General features: G+C 65.9%; 15 protein-coding genes. 10 read left to right on the top strand and 5 right to left on the bottom strand.

The window, feature by feature from the left end:
- Positions 1-166 precede the first annotated feature (166 nt).
- The 5 genes from ACV7NN_RS08360 to ACV7NN_RS08340 are packed head-to-tail and all read left to right on the top strand — an operon-like array spanning position 167 to position 6635.
- Positions 167-1450 (top strand): extracellular solute-binding protein, encoded by a 1284-nt coding sequence (locus ACV7NN_RS08360; RefSeq protein ID WP_463349108.1) that lies wholly within the window; start codon positions 167-169, stop codon positions 1448-1450.
- A gap of 7 nt (positions 1451-1457) precedes the next feature.
- Entirely contained in the window at positions 1458-2435 is a 978-nt protein-coding gene (locus tag ACV7NN_RS08355) for a carbohydrate ABC transporter permease (RefSeq protein ID WP_463349107.1), read from the top strand.
- Positions 2432-3271 (top strand): carbohydrate ABC transporter permease, encoded by an 840-nt coding sequence (locus ACV7NN_RS08350; protein WP_463349106.1) that lies wholly within the window; start codon positions 2432-2434, stop codon positions 3269-3271. The genes ACV7NN_RS08355 and ACV7NN_RS08350 overlap by 4 nt, the downstream gene beginning before the upstream one ends.
- Positions 3268-4872, top strand: coding sequence for a glycoside hydrolase family 66 protein (locus ACV7NN_RS08345; protein WP_463349105.1), 1605 nt, complete (start codon positions 3268-3270; stop codon positions 4870-4872). Before ACV7NN_RS08350 ends, ACV7NN_RS08345 begins: the two co-directional genes overlap by 4 nt.
- The gene (locus ACV7NN_RS08340; RefSeq protein ID WP_463349104.1) at positions 4869-6635 is read left to right on the top strand and encodes an alpha-glucosidase; all 1767 of its coding nucleotides are present in this window, start codon (positions 4869-4871) and stop codon (positions 6633-6635) included. The genes ACV7NN_RS08345 and ACV7NN_RS08340 overlap by 4 nt, the downstream gene beginning before the upstream one ends.
- A gap of 51 nt (positions 6636-6686) precedes the next feature.
- Here the strand turns inward: ACV7NN_RS08340 and ACV7NN_RS08335 are convergent, their stop codons facing one another.
- From ACV7NN_RS08335 to ACV7NN_RS08325, 3 genes are all read right to left on the bottom strand, one after another.
- The gene (locus ACV7NN_RS08335; RefSeq protein ID WP_463349103.1) at positions 6687-7271 is read right to left on the bottom strand and encodes a TetR/AcrR family transcriptional regulator; all 585 of its coding nucleotides are present in this window, start codon (positions 7269-7271) and stop codon (positions 6687-6689) included.
- A gap of 56 nt (positions 7272-7327) precedes the next feature.
- Entirely contained in the window at positions 7328-9631 is a 2304-nt protein-coding gene (locus tag ACV7NN_RS08330) for a transglycosylase domain-containing protein (RefSeq protein WP_463349101.1), read from the bottom strand.
- Positions 9632-9734: 103 nt separating this feature from the next.
- Positions 9735-10169: a MarR family winged helix-turn-helix transcriptional regulator gene (locus ACV7NN_RS08325; protein ID WP_463349100.1), complete on the bottom strand. Its 435-nt coding sequence runs from the start codon at positions 10167-10169 to the stop codon at positions 9735-9737.
- Between the two features lie 340 nt (positions 10170-10509).
- Between ACV7NN_RS08325 and ACV7NN_RS08320 the strand changes: the two genes are divergently transcribed.
- From ACV7NN_RS08320 to ACV7NN_RS08305, 4 genes are all read left to right on the top strand, one after another.
- A complete protein-coding gene (locus ACV7NN_RS08320; protein ID WP_463351265.1) occupies positions 10510-10896 on the top strand; it encodes a PadR family transcriptional regulator in 387 nt (128 codons plus the stop codon).
- Entirely contained in the window at positions 10889-11821 is a 933-nt protein-coding gene (locus ACV7NN_RS08315) for a permease prefix domain 1-containing protein (RefSeq protein ID WP_463349099.1), read from the top strand. Before ACV7NN_RS08320 ends, ACV7NN_RS08315 begins: the two co-directional genes overlap by 8 nt.
- Positions 11822-11999: 178 nt before the next feature.
- Positions 12000-13007 carry an ATP-binding cassette domain-containing protein gene (locus ACV7NN_RS08310; RefSeq protein WP_463349098.1) on the top strand — a complete coding sequence of 336 codons (1008 nt, stop codon included), beginning with the start codon at positions 12000-12002 and terminating at the stop codon, positions 13005-13007.
- Positions 13004-13783 carry an ABC transporter permease gene (locus ACV7NN_RS08305; protein WP_463349097.1) on the top strand — a complete coding sequence of 260 codons (780 nt, stop codon included), beginning with the start codon at positions 13004-13006 and terminating at the stop codon, positions 13781-13783. Before ACV7NN_RS08310 ends, ACV7NN_RS08305 begins: the two co-directional genes overlap by 4 nt.
- Before the next feature lie 356 nt (positions 13784-14139).
- Here the strand turns inward: ACV7NN_RS08305 and ACV7NN_RS08300 are convergent, their stop codons facing one another.
- Complete coding sequence (locus ACV7NN_RS08300; RefSeq protein WP_463349096.1) at positions 14140-14877, bottom strand: winged helix-turn-helix domain-containing protein; 738 nt, start codon at positions 14875-14877, stop codon at positions 14140-14142.
- A gap of 380 nt (positions 14878-15257) precedes the next feature.
- A complete protein-coding gene (gene upp / locus ACV7NN_RS08295) occupies positions 15258-15890 on the bottom strand; it encodes a uracil phosphoribosyltransferase (RefSeq protein WP_463349095.1) in 633 nt (210 codons plus the stop codon).
- Positions 15891-15980: 90 nt separating this feature from the next.
- Between upp and tadA the strand changes: the two genes are divergently transcribed.
- On the top strand, positions 15981-16412 hold the full coding sequence (tadA, locus tag ACV7NN_RS08290; RefSeq protein ID WP_463351264.1) for a tRNA adenosine(34) deaminase TadA: 432 nt from the start codon (positions 15981-15983) through the stop codon (positions 16410-16412).
- Positions 16413-16432 lie beyond the last annotated feature (20 nt).

Below are 16432 nucleotides of genomic sequence, written 5' to 3'. Positions count from 1 at the left end.
TTACTTTGGCATACGAGGTTTTTTTCGTCAATCAAACAAAGGCACGCTAAAAGCCGGGAAAGATTCGGTGTTGACATCGAATTCTTTCTGACGTAAAACTAATTCCAAGACACCGCGCTCCGCCCGCCGAGCGCACTGCTTTCACACTCACGACAGGAGAATCGCAATGAAGCGTTCCACCGCCCTGGCGGCCGCAGCCGCGATGGCAGCATCCATCGCGCTGCTCGCCGCCGGATGCTCGTCGACATCATCGCCGAGCGACGGGTCCGCGCAGCACCCGGTCACCGTGACCTTCTGGGGCTCATACGGCAACGGGGGAAACTCGACCCAGCAGGACGCGCTCGACAAGTCCCTGATTCCCGCCTTCGAGAAGGCGAATCCCGGGATCAAGGTCAAGTACGTCGACATCCCGTATGACAGCCTGCTCCAGAAGCTCACGACGAGCGCGGCGGGCGGGGCCCTTCCCGACCTCGTCCGCTCGGACATCGGCTGGGTTCCGCAGCTCGCCCAGCTCGGTGTGCTGGTTCCGCTCTCCCAATCGATGAACGACTTCGGCACACTGTCGAAGGCCACCTATCCGGGAACACTCTCGACGAACAAGTTCAATGGCAAGTACTACGGACTCCCGCTCGATACCAACACTCGTGTCCTCATCACCTCGCAGAAAGCGCTCGACGCGGCAGGTATGAGCCAGCCGCCCGCGACCTTCGACGCGCTTACCCAGATGGCTGCGAAGCTCAAAGGGACGGGCATGTCGGTCTTCGCAGACAGCGGCCTCGGTGGATGGAACGTCTTCCCATGGATCTGGTCGGGCGGCGGCGAGGTCACGAACGCGAGCCTGACCAAGGCGAGCGGCTACCTCGACGGGCCGAAGTCGGTGGCGGCGGTGCAGATGTTGGTCGACCTCTACAAGGAGGGACAGATCCCCAACCTGATCACAGGTAATCAGGGCGCGACATCGACATCGGATGGACTTCCGGCCGGCAAATACGCGAACATCCTCGACGGTCCGTGGATGAAGGGCATCTGGGCAGGCCAATACCCTGCGTTCAAGCCCATCTATGCGCCGGTTCCCGCAGGGGACGGCGGGTCGATCAGTGTTGTCGGCGGCGAGAGCATCGTGCTAACGGCGTCGTCGAAGTACCAGGCTGCGGCGGAGAAGTTCATTCGCTTCACCCAATCCGAACAGTTCCAGATCGAGATGGCGAAGACTGGTCAGATGACAGTCATCCCCGCTTTCGCCGACAAACAAGCTGCGATCGACCCCTACTTCACGACGTTCTCCGACCAGCTGAAGACAGCCAAATCGCGTCTGGCGATCCCCCAGGGGGCGAAGGTCGACGGCATCCTGTCCGCTGCGCTCACGCCGGCCTTCGCCGGGTCGACGAGTGTGCAGGACGCGCTGACCAACGCTGCGAAGCAGATCGACCCCCTGCTGCAGGGGAAGTAACAGTCCAGTGAGCTCCACTACCAAGGAACACACCGCGCGCGCGACGGGGCTCGCCCCCGTCGCGCCGCGGCGTGAAGCGCGAAGACCTCTCACCTGGGCGCGCGTGCGCAGTCTTTCGACCCCCTACCTCTTCATCGCTCCCGGCGTCATCCTGTTCGGCGTCCTCATCCTCTTCCCGATCGTCCAGGCCGTGCAGATGAGTTTCTACGACTGGAAGATCGTCGCGGGCGCGGTGAGCCAGTTCATCGGATTCGACAACTACGTGCGCGCCTTCCAGGACGACCACTTCTGGTTGAGCCTGGCCAACAGCGGCATCTACATGCTCTTCACCGTGCCACCCCAGATCATCCTCGGCCTTTTCATAGCGTCGCTGCTCAAGCGCAGGAGCCCCACCCAGCCGGTCTTCCGAGTGCTGTTCTACCTTCCGGTGGTCACCAGCTGGGTTGTCGTCTCTCTCCTGTTCAAGTACCTCTTCGCCGACGGAGGCCTCGTCAACTTCACTCTGCACGACTTCCTCCATCTCACGAGCGGAGACGTGTCGTGGCTCTCGGGGCGCTGGACCGCCCTCGTCGCTATCTGCGCGCTCGGCGTCTGGAAAGGAATCGGCTGGTCGATGATGATCTTCCTCGCGGCCCTCCAGGGCGTACCGCAGTCGCTCGAGGAAGCGGCCACCGTGGACGGGGCATCTCGCTGGCAGCGATTCCGCGCGGTGACCATCCCTGCGATCTGGCCCGCGATGCTCTTCGTCACGGTGATGCTCGTCATCGGCGGGTTCAACGTGTTCACGTCGGTCCTCGTGATGACAGGCGGCGGTCCCGGGGGCCAGACGGATGTGGTGCTCACCTACATGTACAACCAGGCCTTCAGCTATCTCGACTTCGGCTACGGCTCCGCCCTCGCCGTGATCCTTGCTGTGATCGTCTTCGTCCTTGCGATCGTCCAGTTGAGGGTCTTCCGCGACCGCAGCGGGGAGGAGCTCGCATGAATGCGACAGTCCAGCGCAGGCTCGGCAGTACCGTGCGGATAGCGATACTGGTGGTGGGCGCGTTCGTCATGGTGACGCCGTTCCTCTACATGCTGTCGACCAGCTTCAAGAGCCAGGCCTACGTGCTCACGACGCCGCCGCAGTTCATTCCCAACCCTGCGACGACAGCCAACTACACGCAGGCGCTCACGACAGAGAACTTCGCCCTGTATTTTCTCAACTCGGTCATCGTCGCCCTCATTTCGACGGCGCTCTCGATACTGATCAGCTCGATGATGGCGTACGGCTTTGCGCGCTTCCGCTTCCCCGGGCGCGAATGGATCTTCCGTGCCCTCCTGATCGGCCTCGTCGTGCCGGCCATGATGCTGATCATCCCGCAGTTCGTCCTCGCCAAATTCTTCGGACTCATCGATTCGCTCGGAGGACTGATCGTGTTCTATGTAGCCGGGACACTGGCTCTCAACACGTTTCTCCTTCGTGGGTTCTTCGCGTCCATCCCGGGCGAGCTCGACCAGGCGATGCAGGTCGACGGTGCCGGTGCGTGGACGCGCTACTGGCGTCTGGCCATCCCGCTCGCCAAGCCCGCGCTCGCCACTGCCACCATCTTCACCTTCTTGTCGTGCTGGGACGAGTTCGCGTGGGCGCTCACCATCATCAACAGTCCGGAGAAACGAACGTTGCCCATCGCCATCCGACTCTTCCAAGGCCAGAACGCTACGCAATGGGGACTCGTGTTCGCGGCATCGATGATCGCAATCGTTCCCGTGATCATCGTCTTCCTCATCTTCCAGAGGTACTTCGTGCAAGGGCTGACCTCGGGCGCGGTGAAGGGATGACGGTGCAGCTTCTGCCTGTTCGGTCCCGGTTCGCGACGAGCGACGTCGTCGAGATCGAGGTCCGGGGCGACGCCTCGCCGGGCGAGATCACGCTCTGGCGTCTGGGCGACCTGGTGGGTCGCTGGGGATCGGTCGGCGCCGGTATCGCGTCGCTCGGAAAGCTCGATCCCGGCGGATACGGGGTGGAGTGGTCCGACGGTACGAAAAGATCGCGCACTGCCGTCGAGGTGACGGATGACCCGCGGGCACGAGTCCGTTACGGCTTCGCTGTCGATTATCGTCCGGGCCGTGACCCGCAGGGACTTGCCGACACCGTACGCCGTCTTCACCTCACGGATGTGCAGTTCTACGACTGGGCCTACCGGCACGCCGATCTCCTCGGCGGGGGCGAGGAGTACGACGACGCGCTCGGCCAGGCGGTCTCGCTCAGGACCGTGCACTCGCTTGCCGTCGCCGTGCGTAACGCCGGAGCGCGAGCACTCGGTTACGCGGCCGTCTACGCTGTCGGTCCGGCCGAATGGGATGGCTGGAACCAGCACGCTCTGCTCGACGGCTCGGGGGACCCGTATGCGCTCGGAGACTTCCTCTTCATCGTGGACCCTGCCGCCCAACCGTGGCTCGAGCATTTCACCGGGGAGCTCGCCGCATCCGCTGAACGCGTCGGGTTCGACGGTTTCCATCTCGACCAGTACGGCTACCCGAAGCATGCGCGCCGCGCAGACGGCCGGGTGGTGGATGTCGCCGAATCGTTCGACGTTCTCATCCGCGCGGTCCGCGATCGCCTCCCCGATGCCCAGCTCGTCTTCAACAACGTCAACGACTTTCCCACGTGGAAGACGGGGGCCAGCCCGCAGGATGCGGTCTACATCGAAGTCTGGGACCCGCAGGATTCACTCGGCTCGCTGGCGCGCGTCGTGTCTCGCGCACGCGCGGCCGGCGGTCGGAAACCAGTCGTGATCGCTGCCTACCAGCACGTCTACGACAAGGCCGACGCCGCTTCTTCCGACCGGGCTACCTCGCTCACCATGGCCACCCTCTTCTCGCATGGGGCGACTCACCTCCTGGCCGGGGAGGCCGACCGCATCCTCGTCGACCCGTACTATGTGCGCAACCACGTCGTCGAGGAATCGACGGCCGCGTTGCTTCAGCGTTGGTACGACTTCCTGGTCGAGCACGATGCCCTCCTCCTCGATCCCGGAATCGTAGACGTCACGTCCGCATACGCCGGCGCGTACAACGATGATCTCGATGTCTCGTTCGCCGATGTCGTCGTGGATGAGGACGCCGTCCCCGGCCACGTCTGGCGTCGCGTCACACGGACGCCGCACGGACTCGTCGTTCATCTCATCAACCTGACCGGCCAATCGGACGCCTTATGGGACAACGAGAAGAAGCCGTTCGGGGGCACAGGGGAATCGACACTACGGATCCGCGTCGTCGCAGGCGTCCTTCCGCGCGTCCGCGTCGCCGATCCCGACAGGTCTCCCCGGCTGATCGACGTATCCGTCCACTCGGACGGGACCCACGCGACCGCAACGCTTCCGGCTCCCGGCGCCTGGCAGCTCGTCCTCATCGACCTCGACCCGGACGGAGTAGCATGACCGACACGATTATGGCGACCGCACCCGAGCATCCGACGCCGACCGGCGACCAGTGGTGGCGCTCCGCGGTCGTCTACCAGATCTACCCGCGCAGCTTCGCGGATGCGAACGGCGACGGCATCGGCGACCTGCGCGGGATCATCGGGCACCTCGACCATCTCGAAGCGCTCGGCGTCGACGTGATCTGGCTGTCGCCGATCTACGCGTCGCCGCACGACGACAACGGGTACGACATCAGCGACTACCAGGCCATCGACCCGCTCTTCGGAACGCTCGACGACTTCGACGCCCTGCTGGCGGAGGTGCACCGTCGCGGCATGAAACTGGTGATGGACCTCGTCGTCAATCACACCTCCGACGAGCATCCGTGGTTCGTCGAGTCGTCGTCCGGGCCCGACAGCCCGAAGCGTGACTGGTACTGGTGGCGCGCGCCCCGCGAGGGGATGACCGGAGGGCACCCCGGGGCCGAGCCGAACAACTGGGGCTCCTTCTTCTCGGGCTCGGCCTGGCAGTTCGACGAGCTGTCCGGGGAGTACTACCTGCATCTGTTCTCCCGCAAGCAGCCCGACCTGAACTGGGAGAACCCGGCGGTGCGCGACGCCGTCTACGCCATGATGACGTGGTGGCTCGACCGTGGGGTCGACGGGTTCCGGATGGACGTCATCAACCTGATCTCGAAGGTCCCCGACCTGCCGGACGGCGTGGTGCCGCCGGGCGCGCTGTACGGCGACGGCTACCCGTTCTACGGGCAAGGGCCGCGCATCCACGAATTCCTGCACGAGATGCACGAGCGCGTCTTCGCCGGTCGCGACGGACAGTACCTGACCGTCGGCGAGATGCCGGGCGTCACCGTCGCGGACGCTCAGCTCTTCACCGACCCCGCGCGTGCCGAAGTGGACATGGTGTTCCAGTTCGAGCATGTCGGTCTCGACCACGGACCCGGCGGAAAATGGGATGCCCGCGAGTCCAGCGTGCTCGAGCTCAAGCAGTCCTTCGCGCGCTGGCAGGCCGGTCTCGCCGACTCCGGCTGGAACAGCCTCTACTGGAACAACCACGACCAGCCACGCGTCGTGAGCCGGTTCGGCGACGACGGCGGCCTCCGCCGGGAATCCGCGACCGCGCTCGGCACGGTGCTGCACCTGCAGCGCGGGACGCCGTACATCTACCAGGGCGAAGAGCTGGGGATGACGAACGTTCCGTTCGAGGGCATCCACGACTTCCGCGACATCGAGTCCCTGAACCACTACAGCGAGGCGGTCGGGGCGCTCGGCGCGCGGGCGGACGATGTGCTGGCCGCTCTCCGCATCACCAGTCGGGACAACGCGCGTACACCCGTGCAGTGGACGGATGCGGCGCACGCCGGCTTCACGACCGGCTCACCGTGGATCGCGGTCAACCCGAACTACAGGGAGATCAACGCCGCCGCCCAGCTCGATGACGCCGATTCGGTGTTCGCCTACTACCGGGAGCTCATCGCACTGCGGCATCGGGACCGGGTCGTCTCGCACGGGACGCTCGAGATGGTGCTGTTCGACCATCCGACGGTCTTCGCGTACACGCGCACGCTCGGCGACCGCCAACTGCTCGTGCTGGCGAACCTGAGCAGCTCGCCCGCTGTCTACGACGTAGCCGACGTTCCTGGCTGGGAGGGTGCCGAGCTGGTGCTCGGCAACGTTCCGGATGCGGTCCCCGCGGCCGACGGACACCTCGCCCCGTGGCAGGCGCAGGTCTTCGCTCGCGTACTGGAGCCTGCCGACCGCTGAGCGGGTCGACACCGGGTCGTCACGGCTGACCGAGCGCCGACCGCTGACGTCTCAGTCGCCGAGTGCCTCGCGCATGAAGGCGTCGATGAACACGTCGAACGCCGCAATCGTGCGGTCGCGGTCGCCGGTCATCAGGTAGCCGAAGTGAAGGCCGAGGGACGTGTCCGCGATCCAGTTGGCGAGTGTGGTCGCCCGGTCGGATTCGACGCCGTGATCGACGAGCCAGTTGTCGATGAGTGCGAGCCAACTCGAGAATGCGTCGGTCATGTGCGTTCCGATGTCGGGGTCGACGGCCTCGAGGGCCCCCGCCTCGAACTGGAGCCGGAGGCCCGTGCGGTTGGCGTCGCGGAGCGAGAAGCGGAACGCTTCCTTGTACCAGGCGGTGAGCTGCTGCCGGTCGAAGGAGAGGATGTCCACGCCCTGCAGCACCTCCTGCTGCAGGCGGACGCTCTCCTCGAGGATGGCGTCGATCATCTCCCGACGGGACCCGAAGTGGTACACGAACGAGTACGTGCTGACGCCGAGCGCGGTCGCTAAGGACCGGAAGGTCATCCGCGACAGCGGTTCGGTCGCTACATGATCGAGGATCTGAGCGAGGAGCTCTGGTTTTCTGGTCGGATCAGGATTTCGGCCCACGTGTCAACAATAGGCGAGGCCACGACGGAGTCGCGTATCGCCACCACGCCGGGGGGTCAGTGACCGCCGCCACCGCCTCCGCCTCCACCGCCCTTGCCGCCGCCGGGACCGCCGGGGCCGGGGCCGGGCGCAGGGCCGCCGCCGTGGCCGGTTCCTCCACCCGCGCCCGGTCCTGTCGGCGCCGTGGGTGTCGGTGCTCTGGGCGGTGCCGGCCTGAACAGGTATTTGCCGTCGACCGCCGGGAAGGCGGCTCCGCCGTAGGTGGCGTTGAGTGCTGCCGCGATCGGCTTCACGATCGCGAACTTCACGTCTCCGCCACCGACACCCTGGAACGACTGGCTGCGGAGCGCGACAGCGCCCTCGACGTTGCCGACCCAGGTCGCCTGCGCGATCTTGGTCGTCGAGGTGACGAGCCAGTTCTCGAGGGAGTTGTCGGTCGTGCCGGTCTTGCCGAAGATCGGAATGCCGTCTCCCGGGTTCGCCGAAGCAGCCGTGCCGCCCCCGCGCAGAACGCCCTGCAGCGCATAGATCGCCGCCGCCGCGACAGCCGGATCGATGGGATTCGTCGTGTTGCATTTCGTCTTCGGAACGGCGTGGGGGGTGCCGTCGGCGGCGATGATCTTGTCGATCGCGACCGGGCTGCACGCGACTCCGTGGTTCGCAATGCCCGCATAGGCGGTCGCCATAGTGAGCGGCGCGATGTAGTTCGTGCCCAGCACCGAGGACGGGTTCGCCATGTAGGGGTTCGCCTGCTCGTCCGCGCCATGCACGCCGAGTGCCTGTGCGCCTTCCTTGATGCCGCAGAGGTCGAGTTTCGTCGCCATCATCGCGAAGGCGGAGTTCACGGACTGGGCGGTCGCGTTCATGACGTTGATCCGCGAGACGGACTCGCCCTCGTCGTTCGCGACGTTCCATGGGGATCCGCCGATGTCGTTGCACGGGTCGCTCTCGTGGAACGAGGTCTGCGCGAAAGTGTGGTGCGTCGCGTCGATGACCTCGTAGAGCGAGTGGCCTTCCTTCAGCCATTCGAGGAGGTCGTAGGCCTTGTAGGACGAACCGGTCTGGAAGCCTTCCGAGCCGCCGTAGGCGTAGTCGGTGTTGTAGTTGACCGCGGTCGTTCCCGGCGGCGGAGCCGCGGTGTTGTTGTACGCCCTGTTCTGGACCATCGTGATGACGCGACCGGTGCCGACCTCGGTCGACACGTTCGACGCGCCCAGGTCGAGATTGGGGCTGGTCGGCGGGATGTAGCTGCTCAATGCGTGCTGCGACACCGCCTGCAGGTCCAGGTTGAGGGTGGTGAAGATCTTGAGGCCGCCGCGGTTCAGGAACAGCGTGCGCGCATCCGATGTCGCCCCGAAGATCGGATCCTGCTGGATGATCCGCTGCACGTAGTCGCAGAAGAACGCCGCGCTGTACTGTTGGGCGGTCATGCAGCCGTTCTGCACGGGAGTGATCTTCGGCTGGATCTTGGTCGCGACCGCTGCGTCGTGCTCGGCCTTCGTGATCTTGCCGTTCGCGAGCATGCGGTTGAGCACGTAGTTGCGCCGCTCGAGCGTGAGCGCGTAGCCGTTCTTCGCCCCGTTGTCGGTGCTTGTCGGCTGGTCGATGCGCAGGTTGTCCGGATTGTTCAGGATCGCGACCAGCGTTGCGGCCTGCTGGAGGTTGAGAGTTTTCGCAGAGACTCCGAAGTAGTAGGAGGCCGCCGACTGGACTCCGTAGACCCTGCCGCCGAAGAGCGCGATGTTGAGATAGCTCTGCAGGATCTGGTTCTTGCTGTACTCCTTCTCGAGCCCGATCGCGTAGCGCATCTCCTTCAGCTTGCGCACCGGGTCGACCTGCGTAGCGTCGTAATAGCACGCCTGATAGTCCGCCAGCTGCTTCTTCTGCACGGCCGCGGTCGCGGTCACATCGACCTGCTTGTTCTCGCACCGCTGGACGAGGATGTTCTTGACGTACTGCTGGGTGATCGACGAACCGCCCTGCACATCCTTGTGGAGAGCAGTCAGGAGCGCCCCGCGGATGGTGCCGGTCACGTCGATGCCGCCGTGATCGTAGAAGCGCGGGTCCTCGGTTGCGATGGCCGCATCCTTCATGGTCTGGGCGATGTCGTCCCAGCCCACTTCGACACGGTTCTGCGAGTAGAACGTGGCGATAGGGACCGATTTGCCACCCTTGGTCGCGTACATCGTCGACGCCTGCGCGAGCGGCTCGACCTTGATGTATTCGGGCAGGCCGTCGAACACCCCGATGGTGTCGTCGGCTGCAGTGCCGGTGAGTGCGACGGCGGGCGTGACGGCAGCAGCGGCGAGAATTCCTGCAACAACGCTCAGTGCGAGGAACCCCGCCGCTGCTCCAGCCACGCCCCAACGTGTACGTTCCGGAGACTTCATGGCGTCATGATACGCGTCGAACCTCTGGACGAAAGCCGGAGATCGCCGGTCGGTGGAGACTTCGCGTCCGCCGTCAGCCGGGGCTGCGCAGTTTGTCGCAGAGCTCCGTGAGGCGGTCCAGTTCGTCCTGGTCGAGGCGACCGCCGACGCGTGCGTCGATGGTCTTCATGTGCTCTACGGCGACCCGGCGGAACAGGTCGTAGCCGTCGTCGGTGAGGCGGATGATCGTTCCGCGTCCATCGTTCGGCTCCGGGCATTTGGCGACGAGCCCACGCGCGACGAGGCGGTCGACGAGTCGGCTGACGCTCGGCTGGGTCAGCAGAACGTGCTTGTTCAGGTCACGCAGGCGCAGTTCCCGATCGGGCTGGCGGGTGAGGTTGAACATCACGTCGTACTCGTTGAACGAGATGTCCTTGGTCGGGAACTCCGCGGCGAGGGTGCGCATGACGTCGACCTGCGCCCTGAACAGCGATTCCCACGCGGTCACCGCATTCGCCCGTCGGCTCATGGCCGCCTCCCCTCATCGAACCCCGGCACCATTCTCGATGCAGATGCATCGATTGTGCCAGCGATTCAGAGGAGTCGATTCGGGCCGGGACAGATTGAGGGCCGGCCGCAGAGGCTAGCGGCCGGCCCTCTCCCTTGCACCAAGAGTGTCCTGCAATCACATTCCGCGTTGGTTGCCACAGCAAACAACTAACGCTCTTCGACTATATAACGAAGAGGTAACGACCGCTAGTTACCAATCCGTTATTTTTCTGCGAGTTTGCTTTGCCGCAGTTATCGGAGGGCCGCATGCCCACAGGTCTGTTGATTCAAGTACTGTGTGTGATACAGTACTTGTCGTGATGAACATCCCGAATGCCTCGACCGGAGCGGCGGGCGAGAACAACGCCTTCGCGGCCGATCTGTTGCGCGGCCACACCGACACGATCGTGCTCGGGCTGCTGCGGCGCGACGACCAGTACGGCTTCGAGATCTACAAGGCCATCCGCGATTCGACCGGTGGCCGGTACGAGATCAAGGAAGCGACGCTGTACGCCACGTATCGCCGGCTCGAGAAGGACGGCCTCGTCGAGTCCTACTGGGGCGACGAGACGCAGGGCGGCCGCCGCAAGTACTACCGCATCACCGACGCCGGCCGTGCGGTCTACCACGGCAACGTCGAAGCCTGGGTCGCGACCAAGGCGATCATCGACACACTCCTCGCCGTAAAGGATGCGAAGAATGACTGACAACACCACACCCCGACGCGGTGGCGACATCCACCGGCTCCTCGACGAAGCCTTCGCCGGCATCCCGCTGACGCCGGAGGTGCAGGACCTCAAGGAAGAGGTGCGCGCGAACCTCATGGCTCGGGTCGCCGACCTCGAGGCCGGTGGAGCGAATCCGGTGGATGCGGCGCAGCAGGCCATCGACGAGCTCGGTGACGTGACCGAACTCGTCGGCGAGTCGATCGAGTCCGACGCGCGCGACGCATCCACGCCCGCCCCGGCCTGGGGTCCGCAGAATCCTGCCTACCGGCTGCAGAAGGTGCGACCGAAGCCGGCGTTCGTCGTGCGGGTCGTTCTGGCATCCATCGTCGCGATCGTGGGACTCCTGCTCGCGGGCCTTGCGGCCACCGGGGTGCTCGCACTCCCGGTGGGAGTCACGATCCTGCTGCTCGGCATCGGCGCCACCGGGGTCGGGTGGATCGTCGGCGACTCGCTCGTCCAAGAGACGACGGCCAACCACCCCGTGCCGTCCGGTCGTGGTGCGGGCTATGCGCTCGCATCGTTCCTGACGGTCTACGGTCTCGGCTTCGCCGGGCTCGTCGCGCTGGGCGTCCTTCCTCTGTGGGGCATCGTCTTCGCGGCTGTCGGCCTGGTGGCCGGTGTCGTCGTCTTCGCCTTCCTGGGCGCCACCCAGACCAACCGCCACAAGGCCTGGCTACGCCAGGCGCAGCGGGAGTACACGGTTCCGAACCGCTTCGAGGAGGAGCCGGAGTCCGCAGCCCGCTTCGGTATCTACACCGCCGTCATCTGGCTCGTCGCCTTCGCCCTCTTCATCGTGCTGAGCTTCACCATCGGCTGGCTCTGGTCGTGGCTCGCGCTGCTCGGCGGATTCGTGGTCATGATGCTGGTGCTCGCCCGCATGCTGTTCGGATCGCGACGGAGCTGACATGGCTTAGACAATCCGCTGTCCCAATGAAAATGGTGGCCCGGATGCGCCAACATCCGAGCCACCCAAACCCCAGTCGTTCCGCGAACGGAACCTGCGTCAACAGTCACCGAGGGTCCACTGCAATGGTACTGCGCAGCCCGGCCGGCACGACTTCCACCATAGGAAGGACGCCACCATGGCGAACAACACAACGTCGGCTCTCGAAGCCGACGGACTCGTCAAGACCTATTCGACCGGGCGGGGCAAACCGCCGGTCCGAGCGCTCGACGGCCTCAGCTTCGCCGCTGACGCCGGCACCGTCTTCGGACTGCTCGGGCCTAACGGCGCCGGCAAGTCGACGACCATCAAGATCCTCTCGACACTGGCCCAACCCGACGCGGGGAGAGCGACGGTCGCCGGGATCGACGTGACGCGTCACCCGGCCGACGTGCGCAGGGCGATCGGGTTCGTCGCACAGAAACCGGTGTCCGATCCGGTGGACACGGGGCGGGAGAACCTCGTCCTCGCCGGCCGCATCCAGGGCTTGAGTGCACGGGATGCGCGGGCGCGGGCCACCGAACTCCTCGACCGCTTCGCCCTCGGCGAGGCGGCCGACCGCCAGGTGAAGACGTACTCGGGCGGAATGGCCCGCAAACTCGATGTCGCCATCGGCCTGATGAACCGCCCCCAGGTGCTGTTCCTCGACGAGCCGACCACCGGACTCGACCCGGAGGCCCGCGCCGAACTGTGGGCCGAGATCGAACGGATGACCAAGCTCGAGCACATGACGGTGCTGCTGACCACCCACTACCTGGAAGAAGCGGACCGTCTGGCCAGCAGGCTGGCGATCGTCGACCACGGTACGGTCGTCGCGGGCGGCACGCCGGAGGAGCTCAAGAACGGGCTGCGCGGCGACGCCGTCGTCATCGAGCTCGCTCCGGACAGCGACCCCGCCAGCGCTCTTGCGGCGCTCGCACGCGTCGACGCGCTCCGGGAGATCGGGGCGGATGGGCGGACCATCCGCGCACGGGCCGACCTCGGTGCCGCGACCCTCCCGCAGGCGCTCGCCGCTCTTGAGACGGCCGCGCTCGTCGTCGCATCCGCAACCGTCGCCCGCCCGAGCCTGGACGACGTCTACCTGCGGCACACCGGCCGCACCCTCAGCAAGGCACAGGAGAACTACGCACTGGAGAGCGCATCATGACCATCGCACTGACCCACACGTTCATCCTCACCGGGCGGCAGCTGCGCGCAGCGGCGCGCTTCCCGGCCTTCCTCGTGATGAACATCGTCCAGCCCGTCATCTGGCTGCTGCTCTTCGGCCAGCTGTTCAAGTCGGTCGTCGAGATACCCGGCTTCGGATCCGGCCAGAGCTATCTCGAGTTCCTGACGCCCGGAATCGTCATGATGATGGCGCTGTTCGGCAGCGCGTGGTCGGGCACCGTCTACATCCAGGACATGCAGCGGGGCGTGATGGACCGGTTCCTCACCTCGCCAACGAGCCGGCCGGCGATGATCGTTTCATCGCTCATCTACCAGTCCATCCTCGCCGTCGTGCAGAGCCTCATCGTGGTCGGGATCGCGTACCTCGCCGGCGCGCGGTTCTCGGGTGGGCCGACAGGCATCCTGATCCTGATGCTCGCGGTGGTCCTGCTGACCGCGATCTTCTGCTCGTTGTCGAATGCGGCGGCGCTGCTGGCGCGCGAACAGACCGTGCTGATCGGGATCTCGCAACTGATCACCCTGCCGCTGATGTTCCTCAGCTCGGCGATCATGAACACGGCGCTGTCGCCCGAGTGGGTCCAGACGGTCGCGAAATACAACCCGTTCGAGTGGGCGGTCGTGGTGGGGCGCGAGGCGCTCAGCGCGAGCCCGGACTGGGCGTCGATCTGGGTGCACGTCGGGCTGCTGTCCGCGTTGACCGTGGTGATGGCCGCGCTCGCGACGAGTGCCTTCCGCGTTTACCAGCGGTCCGCGTAGAGGCCAACCCGGCGGTCGCCGCCGCCGGTCGCTCGCCGCCGTGATTGGTCACAACCGTGCTCGGTCGCAACCGTGATTGGTCGCAACCGTGCTTGGTCGCAACCGTGATTGGTCGCAACCGTGATTGGTCGCAACCGTGATTGGTCGCAACCGTGATTGGTCGCAACCGTGATTGGTCGCCAAAACTTTGGCGACCAATCGCCTCGAGGCCCGAACTTTTGGCGACCAATCTCGGGCCCGAACGCCCATCCCTGGTCGGTCGCCAAAACTTTGGCGACCGACCGCCGCGCGGCCCGAACTTCTGGCGACCGATCTCGCGGCCGCCGGGGAACGGAGCGGGCACAGCGCGCGGCCCCCTAGAAGAGGTCGGGGCTCGGGGCGCTCGCGTGGCGGATAGACACGTCCGCGTGACGGTCGAACCGGTAGCCGACGCCGCGCACCGTGCGCACGATGTCCTCGAAGCGGCCGAGCTTCGCGCGCAGTCGACGCACATGCACGTCGATCGTGCGCTCGTTCGGAACCTCGTCGTCGGTGGCGCTCCACAGCGACGCGATGAGCTCCGCGCGCTCGATCGTGCGGCCCTCGCGCAGCACCAGGTATTGGAGCAACTCGAACTCCTTGTAGGTGAGGGCGGCCGGCTGGTTGTCGAGCACCAGGCGCTTGCGCGAGATGTCCACGACGACGCCGCCGGAAGCACGGTCCTCATCCACTTCTTCGGCGACGTGACGGTGCTTGGCGATCGCGGCGGGGTCCTGCAGGGCGAGGCGCACCACATCCACGTCGCGTCCTCCTGCGCCCTCAGGGGCGAGTGCGACGGCGGCGTACGTCTCGGCAGACGGCGCGATCTCCGCGGTCAGGCGCTTGAGAGCTTCGACGAGCTGGCCGAGGTCGGTGCCGGCGGCGGCGGCTTTCGCCTCGTCGATGCCGACGTAGAGGACGAAGCCGCGGGCCTCGGTCCCGTTCGGGACGGCGCGGATCTTCGTGGCGGCCGGGGGAGGCGTGGGGGCTGCAGCGGGTGCAGTCGCGGCGGGAGCCGCGGCGAGGCGGCGGGCGGGGGAGTAGGCGGGAGTGGTTTCGACGGTTGCGAGAGACATGGGAGGAGTCCTTTGGTGATGATGCGGTGAATCCGTCGCGTCTGGATCATCCAGTGCCATCTGCAGATATGGCTGTCAGATACGGCTGTGCCAGGGATTCGAGTGTTGTGTTGGGCCACAGATCGGCCGATGTTCGGATGCGGGTGTGGGGCATCCGGGGAGTCCGCGGCCGGGACGACTCAGTGGGTCGGCGGCGTCGGGACTCGGCGAAGGGTCGCTAGATTAGCGGCACATTCGGCAACACATGACAGCGTCACGGCCGGGCATCATCATGCCGGCATCCCCAGGGGCCTCGAAGGAGGTCAGGGTACGCGAGTTGTCAGTCATGTTCGCAAGTAAAACGGAGAATGACTCGCGATGTCAAATCATGACGGAATGTTTCACACCGTTCCGTACAACCGGTCGCCCGCGTCTCCGAGCCCGGGCACGATGTAGCCGTTCTCGTTGAGGCGCTCGTCGAGGGCGCCGAGGACGATGGTCACGTCGCGTCCCTCGGTCGCCTTCTCGAGCGCCGCGAGGCCCTCCGGAGCGGCCAGGATGCAGATGGCGGTCACGTCCACCGCGCCGCGCTTGAAGAGGAACTCGATCGCCGTTCCGAGCGAGCCGCCCGTGGCGAGCATCGGGTCGAGCACGAAGCATTGGCGGTCCGAGAGGTCCTCCGGCAGGCGCTCGGCATATGTCGTCGGCTCCAGTGTCTCCTCGTTGCGCACCATCCCCAGGAAGCCGACTTCGGCGCTCGGCATGAGCCTGACCATGCCTTCGAGCATCCCGAGCCCCGCGCGCAGGATGGGCACGACCAGCGGTTTGGGCTTGCTGAGTGTCACGCCCGTCGTCGCCGTCACCGGCGTTTCGATGTCGATCGGCTCGACCCGCACGGCGCGCGTCGCCTCGTAGGCGAGGAGCGTGACGAGCTCTTCGGTGAGGGCACGGAACACGGGCGAGGGGGTGTTCTTGTTGCGGAGCACCGTCAGCTTGTGCGTGATCAAGGGGTGGTCGGCAACGTGGACTCGCATAGGCTCAATCTATCTGACCGCTGCGAAGAGCGCCCGGCGAATGGAGATGACGCGTTGGCCCTGGCCGCCCCCGCCGAATTCGGCGCCCTGATGCGCGACGCCATCGCCGAAGCGCGCCGCGCGCTGGACACGGGCGACGTCCCCGTCGCAGCGCTCGTGGTGGATGCGGATGGCCAGGTCATCGGAACAGGGCGCAACGAGCGCGAACTGCGTCACGATCCCACCGCGCACGCCGAGGTGCTGGCCCTGCGCGAGGCGGCCGCCGCGCGCGACGACTGGCACCTGGAGGGATGCACGCTCGTCGTGACCCTCGAGCCGTGCGTGATGTGCGCGGGCGCGATCCTTGCGGCGCGGGTTCCGCGGGTCGTGTTCGGCGCGTGGGACGAGAAGGCCGGCGCCGCAGGATCCGTCTACGACGTGCTCCGCGACCGGCGGCTCAATCATCGCGTCGAGGTGTTCGCCGGTGTCGAGGCCGAAGCGTGCGGCGCACTGCTGTACGACTTCTTCGTCGCCAAGCGCTGAGCGCGGCCGCTCGCCGCACT

This window comes from Leifsonia sp. Ger2509, from assembly GCF_055231915.1.
The sequence above is the reverse complement of the archived record's forward strand: the minus strand, read 5'-3'. Positions and strand labels throughout refer to the sequence as shown.